Raw genomic sequence first — 15,331 nt, 5'->3', positions numbered from 1 at the left:
GCTACCCGCCCCACGCCACCCAAATCCTCAAAGCCCCCGAACCTTCGGCGCCCCCTGCCCGTCCAGCATCAGCGCCGTCAGCGCCCAGACCAGCGCGTCCAGCCGGTCCGGCGAGCGGCCGGAGGAAAGCCCGTCCGGACCGAAATCGCACATTTCATCTTTCGGCCCTCAACGTTCTGTTTTTATTGCTTTTCTGTTTTACTGTTTTGCGCTGTTTTACAATCTTGTTCTTCGCTCGTTCTCTTAAGCGTCAGCAGCGCTGCCTTGCCGCTCGTCTTCCGGTCGGCGAAGCGGCAGTAGCGTTCGATCATGGGAAGCGACATTCCGACGATGTCGCCGATCTGTCCGGTCGAGAGGTTAGCGCGCCGCAGTCGAATGACTGCCGTGCAGCGAAGACCGTGCAGCGTGACGCCTGCCAGTTCGGGGATTTGGTCTCGCGCTTCTGCAAAGTGTCGGGAGAAGAGCTTGCGCGTGTATCGCTGCCCGTCCGATCGGCCACCCTCTTGCAACAGGAACGGTCCCGGACGCTTCGTCCATGTGGCCATTTCGCGTTCAAGCTCGGGAACGATCGGGCAATACACCTCGCGCCCGGTCTTTTGAGCGCGGTAGGAAAAGCCGCCTTCGTCGATATCCGTCCAGCCGATGCGAACGGCATCGCTGCCGCGCATGCCCGTATACATGTAGAGAATGACGCCCCGACGGATTACGCCTTCGAGCTTGGCGAATGCCGCCTCGATCTGCTCAGGCGTCCAGGGCTTATGCCCGTTCTTCTTCGCGTAGGGCTTCACGCCTTCCGTCAAGCTGTGGTCGATATGGTCGCGGACGCGGCCCCAGGTCGAAAGCGCTCGCATCGCGCTGAGGAAATTGTTCGCGGCTCCCGGTGTGCCGGACAAGCCATCCATGACGGCTTGGACGTGAACCGGCCGCAGGCCGCGCGCCGGGAGATCGCCCCACGCCTTTCGCGCCGTTCGAAGCGATCGATCGTAATTGTCGATCGTGCCGACCGTGAGGTTGCCCGCGCCCTTGATGAATTCGAGATAGCCGTCGAGCATGGCACCGAACGTATCGATCGGGACGGCGCCGATGACACCCTGTGCCTGCCTGAGCGCGTTCCAGAATTCCGGCGATCGCGGATCATCGGGAAGCCGCACGCGTGCTGCCGCCTGCTCCGTCCCGCGACCAGGCTGATAGTAGAAGTATTCGCGGCCGCGCGAGACGACGCGATGCACGCCGACCGGCAGGCTTACCGCAGCTCTATTGCGCTGACGTGGCATGACGAGCACCATCGAGGAAGGGATCGCCAGAGACCTCGTTCGCACGGCCTGAGACGAGCGAGCCAAGCGCGAGCTGGATATCGGCCCAGCACCACCGCACACAGCCCGTCGAGAGCTTGATCGGCTGAGGAAGCTTTCCCCTTCGCACCATCTCGTGAACGGTCGTTTCCGACAGGTCCAGTTCCCGCGCCAGCGTTGCGCACGAAACGTAGGAAGGCGGACGGGTTTGATCGACGGAGGCCATCGCATCAGCTCCCGAATGTTGCGGTGATTTCGAGGAAGCGCCGGCGACCGTCGCGCGTCTCCTTCACGCCCTTGACGAAGCCGGTCAGGTTTTCATGCTGGATCCGGTCGGACGATTGAAGGTCGCGGATCAGCGCTGACCAGCGCACGACGAAGCGGGTGAGCTTCGTCGAGAACGTCATGCCATAGGCGTATTTCTGCGTGTCGGAGACATCGATCCGGGAAGCTGCAACGTCGGCGATATCGGTCCAGGTGTAGACCGGATCGTTGAACTCGTTGTAGCTCTTCGTCGAGCGCTGGACGACAATGCGCCGATCGAGATCGCCGATGCGCATCATGGGTTCGCCTCCGTGGCGTCGGGGTCCGCCGAGTTCGTCATGTTGAGCGGGGTGAGGAATCCGTCGCCGTCCTCGATCTCCGGCATGTTCTCCCATCCGCGAATTTCGTTGACGCTCAGCCATCCGCCGTCACGGCCGACGCGATAGGCGTTGTAGCGGGTCGTCATGTCGCCACGTAGCAGACCGGCAAGGTCATGCTCGACGAAGAGCGTCTTCCGGCTTCCGGCCGGTAGAACGGCCGCGTTCAAGGCTTGCTCCACACGACGCGCCATCGGTGCCAGGCAGCGCACGACGAGAGCGCGGCTTTCCTGATCCGTGTTCGAATAGGTCGCGTTGTCCGTGATGCCGGCAACGGTCGGCGGCACGCCGAACACGCGACAGATATCGAGGTTCGTCAGCTTTCGGCTTTCCAGAAACTCCGCGTCCTTCGACGAGAAGGAGAAGGATTTCCAGTCCGCCCCGCCATCCAGCACGAGCACGCCGCTCGTCGTTCCGTTCGCCTCGATCTTCATGCGGAGCTTGTCGAGAGCCGCGCTCTTCGCATCACCGCCGAGTGGGTTCGGGAAGACGAGCGCGCCTTCCGGCCGGAAGCTCTTGCCGGCCTGCTTGCCGGCCGTGTCCTGTTGCGTCAGCGCCAGGTTGAACGTCTCGCGAGCAAGCTGGATCGGCGAAAGCCCCATGACGCCATCGCGGGCAAGCCGATAACGAAGATGGAGGATTTCCTCTTGCAGGTAGATCCGCACGCCGCCGCGCGCGTTCGAAACGCGGTAGCGGAGCCGCCCGCTTTCCAGCCGTTCCACGCCAACCGATCGCGGATCGAGCGGCGTCAGCGCCATCACCTGACCGCGCGCGTTCCAGTCAAGGCGGGCGTAGGCGTTCCCCGCCATCATCAGCGAAGCAAGCAACAGCTCCCGAGCCTCGAAAGCCGTCATCGTCTCGTTCGCCATGTCGTGCAGCACGACATAGAGCGGATGATCGGTCGCGCGCTCGCGCCCGCCGTTGCCGGTTCGGCGGTAGACGTTGAGCGGCATCGACGCGAGCGCCTGCGTGACGATCGAGATGCAGGCATGGGCGGTCGAGAGCCCGCTTGCGCGCTGCGCGTCCACGCCGGCCGAAAGCCCGTTGCCGTAGCCGAAAAACTCCGCGAGGTACGGGTCGCTGCTCGTCGTCGTGGTCGTGTCGCGCTTTTCGCGGCGAAGGATGCGATCGAAAAGGCTCATCGTCCAAGCTCCATGATGCGAAGCGCGCGGTCCGCATAGGCGGCAAACGGTCCGAGGAACTGCCGGGATCGCGCGTTGACGATCGTGCCGTCATAGGCCGGCCAGGCAAGCACGACGGAGATCTCGTGAAGCTGGACGGCGCGCAGCTCGCGCCGGTCGCCGTCGCGGTTCTCGTCGAGCGCGGTGAAGCCGAACGACATGCCGCCAACGTCGCCACGTTCCGCCAGGGCGAGAACGTCACGGCCGGCCTGCGTGTCCGGAACGTCGAGTTCGAACTGAAGCCCGCGCGTATCTTCCGCGAGCCGCAGCGAGCCGGAACGCGTGCGGGCGAGCACGCGGCCGGGATCGTGATCGACGAGCGCGAGAACGTCGCCCCTGCCAGCGAGCGAAGCCGCGAAAGCGCCGGCCGCGATCGTTTCGGTGAAGCGGTCGGCTATCCGCGCTTCCGTGCCGAATGTCGCGGCATAGCCTTCGAGCTTCCGGCCCTTCGCATGGATCTCGATCGGAAGGCCGCGTCTCTCCGTCGTCATATCGCCACCTCGCGGTAAGGCGCGACCAGCCGGTCGACGCCGATTGCGATCGAGGCGACGGGCACGCTCGCCGTCGCCTCGCGGTTCTCGTAGAGGTGCGCGACCAGCATCAGGACCGCCTGACAGACGGCGGACGGCAGATAGACCGCTTCCATATCGACGCCGATCGAACTCAGGTGATCCATCGCGGCCGCAATGAGCCGCTGCACCAGGGCATCGTCCTCATCGAAGTCGATGCGGCAATGAGCCTTTGCCGTCGCGAGGTCGATCGTCATCAGCCGGTAATCTCCATCCAGCGGAAACCCTCCGGATGCCGCACGACGACATCGGCATCGAGGAAAGCGTGCATCAGTGCGCCGCCCTTGCTCGCCACGTCCGAGTGGTACGGATTGAGAAGGATATCCACGCCCGACCAGTAGCCGAGATAGAGCGAGGCCCATTCGCCGTAAATCAGCGCCCGCGTGTCGGGCGTCCCGGCCGTGACGACGGGAACCTGCGTCGTGCTTTCCACGCGCTCGCCCTGGAACGTCTCCGCGACCGTGATGACATGGCCGTCGCCGTCCTTGAGCTTGCGCGCGAGCTTCATGACCGCCGGGTGCGTCAGAAAGGCCCGCGTGCCCGTTACGTCGTCGAGTTCGAGAGCGGCGATCATGTCGGCCGTAGCGTCCGAGGAAATCGCCGCTGCCGGCAGTTCTTCCACGTCGGCATCCGCCATTATGCCGGTCGGCTGGTTCGCACCACCACCCTTGATCGCCGCGGCGTCGAGCGCCTGCGCGAGGATGAAGCCGAGGTCGCGACGAAGGATGCCGTCGAGTGCTTCGTTCGACTGCAACAGCATCCGCCTGGAAACCTCGTATTCGCCGGAAACCGTGTTCGGCGACATCGACTTCTTGCCGAATTTGGCGTCCGAGCGCGTCGTGTCGGTATGTTCGGCGATCCAGTAGGCCGAACCGGAGCCGGTGAGGCGCGGAAGGTCGAGGTTGCCGACAAGACCGCGCATGACGGTCGCGCCGAGCGCTTCGACCTTGAGCGCCGGACGGCGATGATCGGTCATCGCGGCGAGGTCCGTGCGCACCATGTTGCCGCCGGGACCGCCGGCGGGCGTCGTCGTCGTGAGCGCACGCGTCTCGCCGCCGAGAAGGATTTCGGTCGGCACCATCACGCCACGCACCTCGCGCCCCTTGGCAAGCTCGGCGTGAACTTCCGCCTCGAGGCCGGTCAGACGGTCGGAGAAGCTTTCGCGGGTTGCCTTGCCGAGATTGTAGTTGCGCAGCTCGCGCCGCATGTCGCCATTCTCGTTGACGGCCTCGCCGCGCTCTTCGTAGCGCTCGAATTCCGCCAGGCGTTCGGAACGGTCGATCTGGTCGGAAAGCGAACGGGTCTCCGTTTCCAGACCTTCGAAGCGGGTCCGTTCGCCGTCGTCGAGATCGCGGTTCGCAGCGAGCGCCTTTTCGTTGATCGCCCGCATCTCGGACACCTTGGCCGCGCGCTGCTCCTTTAGGTCGTTAAGCTTTGGCATGTCACATCTCCATCGTGGGATTTGCCGTCATCGCGACGGGGTTAAGGTCCATCGGGCCGGACATGCCGGCGCAGGGATATGCCGCCTCACGGCGGGAAATCACGACGCACATGATGCGCCGCGAACAGGGAACGGGGACGGAGCGAGCCGCGATATTCATGCGCTGCGCTCTACGATCAGACCGCTCATGCTGCGGCCTCGCGAAGAACCTTGGCGAGAGCAAGAAGCTGGATTGTGTTTATCGACCGGACGCTGCGAATTGCCGTCGAATATCTCGAAAGTTTCAGGTTATGGGCGTCTTCGGCATCCATGTCGCCGGCGATGCCTTCCGGGCTTTCATCTTCGCCCCAAGTATTCGGGTCAACAAGAGGATCGCTGTACCGGTAAACATTCCCCTGCATCGAAATCCGCGCCGAAAGAGATCCGGCAACGACCTCGATTGTCGCGTTCGGATCGAAAGTCCCCCGTTCTCCCAAATCGATCTGACTGCGAACCCAATAACCGCACTGGCGATCATCGCCATACATGCGGATTAGCTCCGCAACAGCTTGTTCCAGCGTATGGCACTCGGAAAGCCCTCGATCAGCGAGCGTGAATTCTCTACTCGACCGATCAAAGTCCTCCCGTATCTCTTCGGAAACTTGATCGATATCTTCGGAAGCGGGACGAAAATCAGTGCAGATGAGCTGCCCAAAGTCTCGGACGCCGCTCTCCGAATAGGCCGGCCGCTCATTGACCAGCATGGCGATCGTCATCCGCGCGGCATCGAGATCAGTCATGTCCGGAGCGTTCACGCCGCGCGCTCCGGAGGTCATCAGACCGCTTTCACGAAGGATGCGAAACGCCCCCGAAATCGTCGGCTCGGGGAGGTCGAGCGCGGCCGCGATGCCGACGATGAAACCACCAGACTTGACCACCAACGTAATCCTATCTGCAAAACACGCAAATGGTATACGCCTACTCGCGGACGCGTGCAACTCCAATATGAATTTTCTTCAGATAGGCTGCGCGTGTTCGAAAAGCTGCCGGACGCCCGCCTTCGCAACGTCGAGTTCTCTGCCGAGATTTCCGGCAATCGCGCAAATCGAGTTCAAGCGCCGCTTCGGATCATCGACCTCGCCGCTCAGCTCATCGAGTGCATCGAGGAGAGAGCTTGCGACATGCAATGAGCCTTCGAGGTCCGCGAGCGCTTTGAAACCCGTTGCCGTATCGATCGCGCGCGCAGGCGGCTGCACCGGCTCGGCGTCCTGCATATCTTCGAGCCGCGAAGCTACGGAACGGCTTCGGTCGAGCACGTCGCCTAAGGCAAAGTGCATGTCGTCGAGGGAGCTGTCGTCGAAGTGGAATGTGCAGGTGCCGCCAACCTGGTAGGCGACAGCTCGTGACGGATCGAACGCCTTCTCCAGCATCTTGAACGCGATCGACGCCATGCGCGAGAGGTCCAACGCGTCATCCGTTAACCGGACCTTCGGCGTCCGGTTGTCGCGAGGCGTGGAAATGCTATTGCTGACATCAGCCATGATCGATCTCCCAAGGATCGGTTGAGGTTAGAGCCGGTCAGGCGTTCGCGCGCTTGTCCGGCTTGCTAATTTCTGACATCATAAAGTCATGTCGTCAATAATTAACGTTAAAAAGTCGAAAACAGGTCGTCCACCGGTCGAAAGCTCGGCCGTGACGGTGCGCGTTCATAGCGACATGCTTGCCCGCATAGACGATTGGCGGCGCGAGCAAACCGATCTGCCGGGTCGTCCAGAGGCAATTCGTCGCTTGGTCGAAGCCGCGTTGAAGGGAAAGCCGGATGTTTGAAATCGGAAAATGGTACACGGTTTGGCTAATTGAAGCAGGCGAGGAAGGATCACTTGCTTACAAGGTAGCGGACTATGACGCTCCACTGCTCCGGCTTCACAACCCGAATATCGGCAACGACATGATCGTCAACACGTCGTCACCAATGTTCGTGCGCGCCCAAATGAGCGAGCATCAGGAAGAAGAGAGACGACCGCTCCTTGAACTGCCGGAATGGGCGCAAACGACTGACAAATCATAGCCTATCAGCCGAGCAATTCCGCCAAGCACGCCGGCAGCGCCTCCGGCTCGTATCGGCTCGACACGCTGAGAGCCATCGTCAGCGCCACGAGGCCGTCGATCCTGCCCGTCGCCTTCGATTTGTCGAGCTTCCGACCGCCGGCCGGGTCGCGCGTGACGACGGCATTCGCGGCGCACATGTTGAGCACGGGATTGCCGCCGTGCCGGATCAGCTTCTCAGCAACGCACCGCTCCAAAACATCGACAGCCGGCGACATTTCCTTGAAGCCCTGCCCGAACGGTTCGAGCGGCAGGCTCGCGCCGATCAGGCCGAGTTCACGGCGTAGATCCTCGATGCGCCAGCGGTCATAGGCGAGCGTCTTGAGGTCGAATTCCTGCGCGGCGTTGGCGAGCACGTCGGCGACGAAGCCTGGATCGATCGTCGCGCCGGGAATAAGCGTGATATGCCCCTGTTTCGCCCATAGATCGTAAGGCACGCGATCTTCGTTCGATCGCTCGGCGATGTTGCTTTCCGGCATGAAGAAATGCGGCACCACGTCGAAGATGCCGCCTTCGCCGGGAAAGACCAGCACGAAGGCCGTGAGATCGCGTGTCGCGCCGAGATCGAGCCCACCATAGCATTCGCAGCCGGCCAGCGCCCGGCGATCGACCGCATCGGCGCAGCGGTCCCATTCGGCCTTGTGGATGAAGCGCGCTGTCGCCGAAACGCGCTGATTGAGGATCAAATTGCGGAAGGCCGACTCCTTCGACGGCACGAGACGCGCCTGTGACGCCTGCCGCTGGACATCCTCGCGCGAACGGAAGTCGCCGATCGCCGGGTTTGCCAGCGCCCAGGTATCGGCGTCCCACGGGTCGGCGTCCTGCGGCGCGGCGTACAGCGTCAGGTGGAAGCTCGGATCGTCGAGGTCGCCGGAGTTGACGCGCGTGCCGTAATCGACCAGCTCCGAAAAAATGTGGTGATCAGCGGCCGCCTGCGTGCTGATGCACATCATCAGCGGTTCGGCGCGCGCGCCGGTCGCCGTATCGAGCGCGTCGAAGAGATTGCGGTTCGGCGCGCTGCCGAGTTCGTCATAGACGACGAAGGACGGCGACAGGCCCATCTTCGATTCGGCATCGGCCGACAGCGCCGCATATACCGAGCCAGAGCCGGGACCGAAGAGCACTTCGATCTGTTTCTCGAAGCGGACGATGTTGCACCGATCGTCCAGCTCTTCATGCGCCTGCAGGATCGCCGCCATCTCCTTGTAGAGCTTCGCCGCTTGGTAGCGCGTCAGCGCGGCCGAGTAGACTTCGCCGCGTGGCTCGCTTTCCGGCCCGAGAAGATGGCAAAGCGCCAGCGCGGCGGCGAGCTGCGTCTTGCCGTTCTTCCGAGCCATCGACAGCACGGCCGTGCGTACCGGCCGGACGCCTTCAGCGTTCTCGGCATAGACGGCGCGGATGAAAGCGCGCTGCCATTCGCGAAGCAGCATTTTCGTGCCGGCGAGCTTGCCGGCCGTGATCGGAAGATCCTCGCAGAAGGCGATGACGCGCCCAGGACGATCGAGACCGGGTTCTTCCCACGGCTTCACGGGCCTTTCGGCGACCTTGCCGCGCTCCGAAAGCGCCTTCGCACCCACACCTCTAAGCGACATCAGGCAAACCCCGGTCCGTTGTCATCATCAGCTAAGTCACCGGAAACTAAGTATCTTCCGACCTCCCCCATCGGTCCGCGCCCCCTCGATCGCTGGTGATCTTGACCGCCCCCACCATGCCAATCGTCCCCCGGATCGACCGGATTGCCGTTTGCGTCGAAGCCTTTGATCCGCCTTGCGAACGGCTTCGAATGCGTTCGGTCGTTCGCTGCCGTCTTCTCGTTGTGGCAGCGCGCGCACATCGACATGAGCCGGTCGAGTGTGGGGAATGGCGCTCCGCCTGACGCAATCGGCGTCATGTGATCCACCGTGTCAGCCTGCGCGATCTGCCCGCGCGCTGCGCACGGTTCGCAGGTCGGCGCTACCGCCAACTTTGCCGCCCGCAGTTTTCGCCATGCTGCCGTGTTGTAGGGCCATTGGGCCATCTCATCCGCCTCCGCGCCCGTGTCTGTCCGTGTCGTCGCCCCGCTTTCCTTCTCCCAAGCCCATTGCAGCGCTTCCGCCTGCCGCAGCGCTTGCGGTTCTCAACGATCGAGGCTTGTCGAAGCGTTTGTTATTTCTCTTATTCTCTGAGGTGTGCACGCTCTTGCACCCTGAAACCTCACGCTCGATCGTCTTGAGGCTCGGACCGCGCTTCAACCAAGCAAGCCATTCCTTCGAGACGATCGCGATCAGGTTCGGCGCGTTGCGGCTCGGGCTTCGCTTCCGGTAGGTGACGGAGATATGGCCGTGCTGCCGCGCCTTGCTCAAAGCGTACTGGACAGTCCGGACGCTGACGCCAGCGATATCGGCAAGCTGTTTCACTTCAAGCTCACAGCGACCTCGACGCTTGATTTCGAGGGCGATGACGCTGAGTGCCGCCCGCTCGCCTTCCGTGTATTCCCAGCGGATTGAATGCGGCAGCGTGCCCGATGCCGACATGGTGCGCAGCCTGCGCGTCTCGGCAGCGTGATCGGCGGACCGCCGACGCCGGCGCGCTTCGCTCAGGCTACCAACACCCGGAAGGCGGAATTGCGTAGGGCCACGGCTGGCACCGCGCGTCGGGACCGCGCCGGCTTCGAATGCAGCCATAAGCGCCGGATCGCGCACCGGCTTGCTGACGAGGTTCGAGCGGAGAAGAGCCGCAGAAGGCGCGAAGGTGGGATCGCTCATCGCATCCCCCCATTCGCTCGCCGGATCGCCTCGACAGCCTGAGCGGCCGTAAGATCGAACCTCGCCTTAAGGTTCGGCACGATCGGACGCGGACAGACGGCACGATTGGCCGCATACCAAGCCGCAGCGCGCGTTGCCGCGTCGCCCGCTTCATGGTACGAATTTTCCTCGAAAGCGCTTGCGTGCTTTTCTTTCGTATCGCCGTTCCGGGGACCAGCCGGGACGGCGAATTTATTTGAGCAAGCTGGCGGCGCGGTAGCGGCAATATTCGTTTTACAAACTGCCGCTCTGTTCTGTAATCGTTCCCTCTTTTCCGCTCTGCCCTTGTAAAGCCCAAGTGACTGCTTTTGTTTAGCTTTGCGGGTTTCTGCTAAATTCGCACATCTGATCCTCGAGCGCGGGAAACGTCCCGGCATGCACTACGCGCCCTTCTTCGTAGAGCGCGGCCACCGGTTCGGCCCGCAGCCACTTGCCGCGGCTCGCGCGCACCGTCGTCACCGGCACGCCGGCGTCGATCCCCCGGAGGATCGCCCGCACCATGTCGCCGCCCTGGTTCACTTCGGCGACGATCCGGTCCGCCTCGAAGCGCCGGTAGAGCGCGATCGCCTCACGCCCCCAGGCCGCCGGGCTCGCCCCCTCGAGCGAACCGTCGGCAAGCACCACCGCCCGGCCGTCGTCGTCGCGCCCGGCGACGACGAGCCCGCAGCAAGAATTCTTCGCGCCCGCCGAAGCCGGCGGGTCGATCGCGACGACCACACGGCCGACGGCGCCCGCCCGGCGCACCCGCACCGCCTCGAGATCGCCGCGCCGCCAAAGCGCGTCCTCGCGGTCGGCGATCAGCTCGCCGGCAAGCTCCTGTCGCCCGAGCCGCGTGCCGCCGTAACGCGCTTCCATTGCCGCCAGAAAACCCGGCGCGAGATTCACCGCGTTGTCCCGCGTGCTCGCCCGCGTCACGGCCGTATCCGGCGCATCGAGCAGCGCGGTCAGAAGCGGAACCGGCCGCGGCGTCGTCGTCACCAGTTGGCGCGGTCGCGATCCCAGCCGCAGCGCGAACTGCAGCATATCCCACACCTCCTGCGCATGGCGCCACTTCGCCAGCTCGTCGCACCAGGCAAGGTCGAACTGCGGCCCGCGCAGGCTCTCCGGATCCTCCGAGGAAAACACCTGCGCCACCGCCCCGCTCTGCCATACCAGCCGCCGGCGCGTCGGCTCGTAGCTCGGCCGGTCGTCCTCGGCGATCCGGCGGATGCCGGAGATACCATCGATCATCACCTCGCGCGCATCCCCAAGCGTCTCGGCCACCAGCGCAATGCGCAGCGCCTTGCCTTCCCGTCCTGCGGCACGGGCCGCCGCATGCACCCATTCGGCACCGGCGCGCGTCTTGCCGGCACCGCGTCCACCCATCAGCACCCAGGTCCGCCAGTCGCCCGCCGGCGGAAGCTGGTCGGCCCGCAGGCTCACCACCCGACCCTCCCCGACCGCGTGCATGCACGGCATCGGCAGGTCGCTGGGCGCTTCCGCTCCTGCAATCAGCGCAAGCCGTTCGTCACGTCCGGCCGTCCGCCATGAACGGCCGGACGTGGACCTGCCCGCACTCTTCATCGCCCCCGGCAGCACCGCCCGCGCCACCGCCGGAAGCAGCTCCCGGCCGATCCGCGCCATGCTCGTCGCCGAGAACACCGGCCCGGGCAGCCGCCCGTTCGTCGATCCAGCGTTCCACCCGTTCGCGAAGAGCGGTCCGTTCCGCACCATCGAGATCGTCCCTGCCGCCCGCCTCGCCCTCACTCGCCAGCGTCCTTTCAAGCTCGTGTGTCTTTTCCACCGTGCGCACGATCAGCGCCATCACGTCGGCATAGGCCTTCACGCCCGCCGGCCCGAGCGGCGCCTCTTCGGCAGCGATCGACGTCTCGGCCATCGCCAGTGCCCGGTCGAGAACCCGGTTCGCGCGCCGAAGCATGCCGCCGGGATCCCCCTTCCTGCTTCGCGCCATCCTGAACCTCCCAGCTGAGCCTGCCGCAGAACGCAAAAAAGCGCCGCATTCCTGCAGCGCTTTCGAAGCGTAAACATCCGGTGGGCGTCAGCCCCACCTATCCGACGATGACTGAACCCTACCGGAAGACCGTCACGCCGTCAAGGACTATTTTCCTATAAATTGAAAACGGGCGATGCCGGCAGGCGCCTAGCACCCCTTGCCGACTTGCTCCCCCGATCGCCGCACACACTTCTCGAACCGCTGCATCGCATCCTCGGAAACCGATACGCCGTCATGTTCGAAAATCGCGCCGAGCACTGTCAGCGCCTCGTCGCCGTCCTTCTCGAAAATCGCCTTGCTCAAGCGGCGGCCCAGCCGAGCATCCGGCATGAATGCCATTTGCGGCCGTTCCGAGAAACTACGCATATCCAGCAACCCTGTTTAAGATTCCTATAAACTATATCAGAATTGATAAGGGATAAAGTGTTCAAAACACGTCCTTGTGATCAATCGTTGTTAAGAACCGGAAGCAATCTTGACACGCGACAAATGGTCGGACGGGCCGCGGCCTTCACCCCGGCTCGCGTTCCGGCCATTCGACGATGAAGTCCTCGTAGTCCTCCACCGCAACGGTTTCCTCGGAAACCGTGCGCTTGCGCGCCGAAATTCCGGCCTCGTGAACCGTCTGCGCATCGCCGGAAACAAGCGGATGCCACCAGTAGAGGTCCGCTCCTTCGTCCACCAACCGATACGCGCAGGTCGGCGGCAGCCAGGCCACGCTGCGCACGATAGCCGGCGTCAGCTGGATGCATTCCGGCACGATGGCGAAGCGTTCTTCATAGTTGCCGCACCGGCACGTCCCGTCGTCGAAGAGCCGGCAGGCGACGTTCGTCCAGGCGATCTCGCCCGTGTCCCAATCCTCGAGCTTGTTCAGGCAGCACTTGCCGCAGCCGTCGCAAAGGCTCTCCCACTCGGGTGCGCTCATCTGGTCGAGTGTCTTGGTGCGCCAGAAGGGTGTGGCTTTCATGTCGCGCCTGTTTCCATAACGAGCCTCGCTTGACCGCTCGGGCACCTCGCACCCTTCCCCGCCTTGTTCCACGCCACCAGATACGCCACAACACGGCGTAGGGACAATAACGCCGCCCCGGTCGGCCGCCGGGAGGGTCCGGTGCGTCGTGGCGGCGTGCGCCGGGTATTGGAACCGGGATTATCAGCGCGTGCAGCATCCGTTCAAGAACAGCAAGCTGAAACGCAGGCTCAGGCATCTTCTGCTTCGGGCCGACTCGTTCATCGATTCGACGTTGTGGTCCACCTTCTTCGAAGCCGGCGACACGTGGGAAGAGATCGTCCTGTTCTTCCGCCGCTTCCGGGTGCGCGGAACCCGGCGCCTCTTCTTCGAGGCCGCCGGCGAGGCGATGACGCTCGGCGTCGCCGGCACCGTGCTCATGCTGGCGCTCGCCCTTCCCGCCTTCCAGGCAACCCAGGGAGACTGGCGCGCGCAGGACGAATACGCCGTCACCTTCCTCGACCGCTACGGCAACGAGATCGGCCATCGCGGCATCCGCCATGAGGATTCCGTGCCGATCGACGAGCTGCCGGATACCCTCGTCAAGTCCGTCGTCGCGACGGAGGACCGTCGCTTCTTCCAGCATTACGGCATCGATTTTCTCGGCCTCGCGCGCGCCATGGTGACCAATGCGCGCGCCAACGGCGTCGTTCAGGGCGGCTCGACGATCACCCAGCAGGTCGCCAAGAACATGTTCCTGTCGAACGAGCGCACGCTGCAACGCAAGATGAAGGAGGCCTTCCTCGCCGTCTGGCTGGAGGCCAACCTCACGAAGAAGGAAATCCTCAGCCTCTATCTCGACCGCATGTATATGGGTGGCGGCACCTTCGGCGTCGCCGCCGCGTCCCAGTACTATTTCGGAAAGGACGTCCGGGACATCGATCTCGCCCAGTCGGCCATGCTCGCCGGTCTCTTCAAGGCTCCGTCGAAATATGCGCCGAGCGCCAACCTGCCGGCGGCCCGAGCCCGCGCCAACGAGGTGCTGACCAACCTGGTCCAGGGCCATCTGATGAGCGAGGGCCAGGTCGTCGGTGCGAGGCTCCATCCGGCAAGCGTCGTCGATCGCGGCGAGAAGCCCGCGCCCGATTACTTCCTCGACTGGGCCTATGACGAGGTCAAGCGCATCGCGCAGGAGCACCGCATCCGCCGGCACAGCCTCATCGTGCGCACGACGGTGGACATGAACCTGCAGCGCGCGGCCGACGAATCGCTGAAATCGAGCCTTCGCCAATACGGCGACGCCTACAACGTCTCGCAGGGCGCGATCGTGCTCCTGCAGAACGGCGGGCGCGATCCCGGCGCGGTCCGCGCCATGGTCGGCGGACGCGACTACGGCGAAAGCCAGTTCAACCGCGCCGTCAATGGCCGCCGCCAGCCCGGCTCTTCCTTCAAGGTCTATGTCTACGCCACGGCGATGGAACACGGCATGACCCCGGATACGCGCATCACCGACAAGCCGATCACCTGGAACGGCTGGTCCCCGCGCAACTACGAACGCACCTACGAGGGTCACGTCACCCTCACCCGCGCGCTTGCCAAATCGATCAACACGGTGCCGGTGCGCCTCACGCGCGACCATCTGGGCACGGTCGCCGTGGCGAAGACGGCGCACGACATGGGCGTCGAATCGCCCATCAGTACCGACAAGACCATGGCGCTCGGCACGTCGGAGGTGACCGCGCTCGACCAGGCGACGGCCTACAGCGTCTTCCCGGACGGCGGCCTGCAGTCCGGCCGCCACGGCATCGACCAGATCATGGACTATTCCGGCGACGTGCTCTTCGATCAGGCGCGGGACACACCGCCGCGCAAGCGCGTCCTCACCGAGAAGGCCGCCGACGAAATGAACCAGATCCTGGTCCAGATTCCGGAATGGGGCACCGGCCGCCGTGCCAAGATCGATGGTCTGAAGACCGCCGGCAAGACCGGCACGACCCAATCCTATCGCGACGGCTGGTTCTGCGGATATACCGGCAACTACACCACCGCCGTGTGGATCGGCAACGACGACTACACCCCCTCGAACCGTATGACCGGCGGCACCCTGCCGGCCATGACATGGAAGAAGGTCATGGAATACGCCCAGCAGGGGGTCGAGCCGAGGGCGATCCCCGGCATCAAGGATCCGCTGCCGAGCGCGGCGGACCGCGAGAAGCTCATGGCCGGCGCGCGCGAGGGAATCGACGGAATGGAAGCAATGTCCCGTCCGCTCGCCCTGTCGCACTCCACGACCGAGCTGCTTCGCACGATCGCCGAAAAGCTGAGCAGCGCCGCGCCGCTGTCCCGGCCGTCCCGTGTGGCCTCGACGGCTTCGCCCTCCTCCCCCGTCGAGCCGTGACG

The 15,331-nt window shown here is 64.1% G+C and carries 18 protein-coding genes and 1 pseudogene; 2 read left to right on the top strand and 17 right to left on the bottom strand.

From position 1 onward, the window contains the following. Positions 1-27: 27 nt before the first annotated feature. The 10 genes and pseudogenes from FJU11_RS00565 to FJU11_RS00520 form a co-directional block, all read right to left on the bottom strand. Positions 28-162, bottom strand: a pseudogene (locus tag FJU11_RS00565) (DNA-packaging protein); the annotation flags it as partial. A gap of 20 nt (positions 163-182) precedes the next feature. After that, complete coding sequence (locus FJU11_RS00560; RefSeq protein ID WP_235890701.1) at positions 183-1,052, bottom strand: tyrosine-type recombinase/integrase; 870 nt, start codon at positions 1,050-1,052, stop codon at positions 183-185. Positions 1,053-1,254: 202 nt separating this feature from the next. Beyond that, positions 1,255-1,518, bottom strand: a complete 264-nt coding sequence (locus tag FJU11_RS00555; protein WP_141165053.1) for a helix-turn-helix transcriptional regulator — start codon at positions 1,516-1,518, stop codon at positions 1,255-1,257. Between the two features lie 4 nt (positions 1,519-1,522). Further along, on the bottom strand, positions 1,523-1,855 hold the full coding sequence (locus tag FJU11_RS00550; RefSeq protein WP_181407983.1) for a head-tail adaptor protein: 333 nt from the start codon (positions 1,853-1,855) through the stop codon (positions 1,523-1,525). Next, a complete protein-coding gene (locus tag FJU11_RS00545; RefSeq protein WP_141165051.1) occupies positions 1,852-3,075 on the bottom strand; it encodes a phage portal protein in 1,224 nt (407 codons plus the stop codon). The genes FJU11_RS00550 and FJU11_RS00545 overlap by 4 nt, the downstream gene beginning before the upstream one ends. Next, the gene (locus FJU11_RS00540) at positions 3,072-3,605 is read right to left on the bottom strand and encodes an HK97 family phage prohead protease (protein ID WP_141165050.1); all 534 of its coding nucleotides are present in this window, start codon (positions 3,603-3,605) and stop codon (positions 3,072-3,074) included. Before FJU11_RS00540 ends, FJU11_RS00545 begins: the two co-directional genes overlap by 4 nt. Further along, complete coding sequence (locus tag FJU11_RS00535; protein ID WP_141165049.1) at positions 3,602-3,880, bottom strand: head-tail connector protein; 279 nt, start codon at positions 3,878-3,880, stop codon at positions 3,602-3,604. The genes FJU11_RS00540 and FJU11_RS00535 overlap by 4 nt, the downstream gene beginning before the upstream one ends. Beyond that, a complete protein-coding gene (locus FJU11_RS00530) occupies positions 3,880-5,124 on the bottom strand; it encodes a phage major capsid protein (RefSeq protein WP_141165048.1) in 1,245 nt (414 codons plus the stop codon). Before FJU11_RS00530 ends, FJU11_RS00535 begins: the two co-directional genes overlap by 1 nt. A gap of 185 nt (positions 5,125-5,309) precedes the next feature. Continuing rightward, positions 5,310-6,041 (bottom strand): hypothetical protein, encoded by a 732-nt coding sequence (locus FJU11_RS00525; protein WP_141165047.1) that lies wholly within the window; start codon positions 6,039-6,041, stop codon positions 5,310-5,312. 78 nt (positions 6,042-6,119) lie between these two features. Further along, positions 6,120-6,644 (bottom strand): hypothetical protein, encoded by a 525-nt coding sequence (locus tag FJU11_RS00520; RefSeq protein ID WP_141165046.1) that lies wholly within the window; start codon positions 6,642-6,644, stop codon positions 6,120-6,122. 278 nt (positions 6,645-6,922) lie between these two features. Here FJU11_RS00520 and FJU11_RS00510 point away from each other — a divergent pair, with 278 nt between their 5' ends. Next, positions 6,923-7,171: a hypothetical protein gene (locus FJU11_RS00510; protein WP_141165044.1), complete on the top strand. Its 249-nt coding sequence runs from the start codon at positions 6,923-6,925 to the stop codon at positions 7,169-7,171. A gap of 4 nt (positions 7,172-7,175) precedes the next feature. On the opposite strand, the gene FJU11_RS00505 is transcribed toward FJU11_RS00510, so the two are convergent. From FJU11_RS00505 to FJU11_RS00470, 7 genes are all read right to left on the bottom strand, one after another. Beyond that, a complete protein-coding gene (locus FJU11_RS00505; RefSeq protein ID WP_141165043.1) occupies positions 7,176-8,801 on the bottom strand; it encodes a terminase large subunit in 1,626 nt (541 codons plus the stop codon). After that, a complete protein-coding gene (locus FJU11_RS18815) occupies positions 8,801-9,226 on the bottom strand; it encodes an HNH endonuclease (RefSeq protein WP_141165042.1) in 426 nt (141 codons plus the stop codon). The genes FJU11_RS00505 and FJU11_RS18815 overlap by 1 nt, the downstream gene beginning before the upstream one ends. Position 9,227: 1 nt before the next feature. Beyond that, on the bottom strand, positions 9,228-9,953 hold the full coding sequence (locus FJU11_RS00495; protein WP_141165041.1) for a hypothetical protein: 726 nt from the start codon (positions 9,951-9,953) through the stop codon (positions 9,228-9,230). A 351-nt stretch (positions 9,954-10,304) separates the two neighbouring features. Then, positions 10,305-11,414, bottom strand: a complete 1,110-nt coding sequence (locus tag FJU11_RS00485; RefSeq protein ID WP_328591712.1) for a DNA-packaging protein — start codon at positions 11,412-11,414, stop codon at positions 10,305-10,307. 85 nt (positions 11,415-11,499) lie between these two features. After that, the gene (locus tag FJU11_RS00480; protein ID WP_141165039.1) at positions 11,500-11,943 is read right to left on the bottom strand and encodes a hypothetical protein; all 444 of its coding nucleotides are present in this window, start codon (positions 11,941-11,943) and stop codon (positions 11,500-11,502) included. A 189-nt stretch (positions 11,944-12,132) separates the two neighbouring features. Next, positions 12,133-12,324 carry a hypothetical protein gene (locus FJU11_RS00475; protein ID WP_141165038.1) on the bottom strand — a complete coding sequence of 64 codons (192 nt, stop codon included), beginning with the start codon at positions 12,322-12,324 and terminating at the stop codon, positions 12,133-12,135. A gap of 172 nt (positions 12,325-12,496) precedes the next feature. Continuing rightward, positions 12,497-12,952, bottom strand: coding sequence for a YcgN family cysteine cluster protein (locus FJU11_RS00470; protein ID WP_141165037.1), 456 nt, complete (start codon positions 12,950-12,952; stop codon positions 12,497-12,499). Positions 12,953-13,142: 190 nt separating this feature from the next. Between FJU11_RS00470 and FJU11_RS00465 the strand changes: the two genes are divergently transcribed. Next, entirely contained in the window at positions 13,143-15,329 is a 2,187-nt protein-coding gene (locus FJU11_RS00465; RefSeq protein ID WP_141165036.1) for a transglycosylase domain-containing protein, read from the top strand. Positions 15,330-15,331 lie beyond the last annotated feature (2 nt).

The organism is Pararhizobium mangrovi (assembly GCF_006516965.1).
Taxonomy (GTDB): Bacteria; Pseudomonadota; Alphaproteobacteria; order Rhizobiales; family Rhizobiaceae; genus Pararhizobium_B; species Pararhizobium_B mangrovi.
This window is presented reverse-complemented; position numbering and strand designations above follow the sequence as displayed.

Bases quoted from the DNA above. Each gene is read 5' to 3' on its own strand.
- FJU11_RS00560 (WP_235890701.1), bottom strand. From the start codon at position 1,052: ATGCTCGACGGCTATCTCGAATTCATCAAGGGCGCGGGCAACCTCACG.
- FJU11_RS00555 (WP_141165053.1), bottom strand. From the start codon at position 1,518: ATGGCCTCCGTCGATCAAACCCGTCCGCCTTCCTACGTTTCGTGCGCA.
- FJU11_RS00550 (WP_181407983.1), bottom strand. From the start codon at position 1,855: ATGATGCGCATCGGCGATCTCGATCGGCGCATTGTCGTCCAGCGCTCG.
- FJU11_RS00545 (WP_141165051.1), bottom strand. From the start codon at position 3,075: ATGAGCCTTTTCGATCGCATCCTTCGCCGCGAAAAGCGCGACACGACC.
- FJU11_RS00540 (WP_141165050.1), bottom strand. From the start codon at position 3,605: ATGACGACGGAGAGACGCGGCCTTCCGATCGAGATCCATGCGAAGGGC.
- FJU11_RS00535 (WP_141165049.1), bottom strand. From the start codon at position 3,880: ATGACGATCGACCTCGCGACGGCAAAGGCTCATTGCCGCATCGACTTC.
- FJU11_RS00530 (WP_141165048.1), bottom strand. From the start codon at position 5,124: ATGCCAAAGCTTAACGACCTAAAGGAGCAGCGCGCGGCCAAGGTGTCC.
- FJU11_RS00520 (WP_141165046.1), bottom strand. From the start codon at position 6,644: ATGGCTGATGTCAGCAATAGCATTTCCACGCCTCGCGACAACCGGACG.
- FJU11_RS00510 (WP_141165044.1), top strand. From the start codon at position 6,923: ATGTTTGAAATCGGAAAATGGTACACGGTTTGGCTAATTGAAGCAGGC.
- FJU11_RS00505 (WP_141165043.1), bottom strand. From the start codon at position 8,801: ATGTCGCTTAGAGGTGTGGGTGCGAAGGCGCTTTCGGAGCGCGGCAAG.
- FJU11_RS18815 (WP_141165042.1), bottom strand. From the start codon at position 9,226: ATGGCCCAATGGCCCTACAACACGGCAGCATGGCGAAAACTGCGGGCG.
- FJU11_RS00495 (WP_141165041.1), bottom strand. From the start codon at position 9,953: ATGAGCGATCCCACCTTCGCGCCTTCTGCGGCTCTTCTCCGCTCGAAC.
- FJU11_RS00480 (WP_141165039.1), bottom strand. From the start codon at position 11,943: ATGGCGCGAAGCAGGAAGGGGGATCCCGGCGGCATGCTTCGGCGCGCG.
- FJU11_RS00475 (WP_141165038.1), bottom strand. From the start codon at position 12,324: ATGGCATTCATGCCGGATGCTCGGCTGGGCCGCCGCTTGAGCAAGGCG.
- FJU11_RS00470 (WP_141165037.1), bottom strand. From the start codon at position 12,952: ATGAAAGCCACACCCTTCTGGCGCACCAAGACACTCGACCAGATGAGC.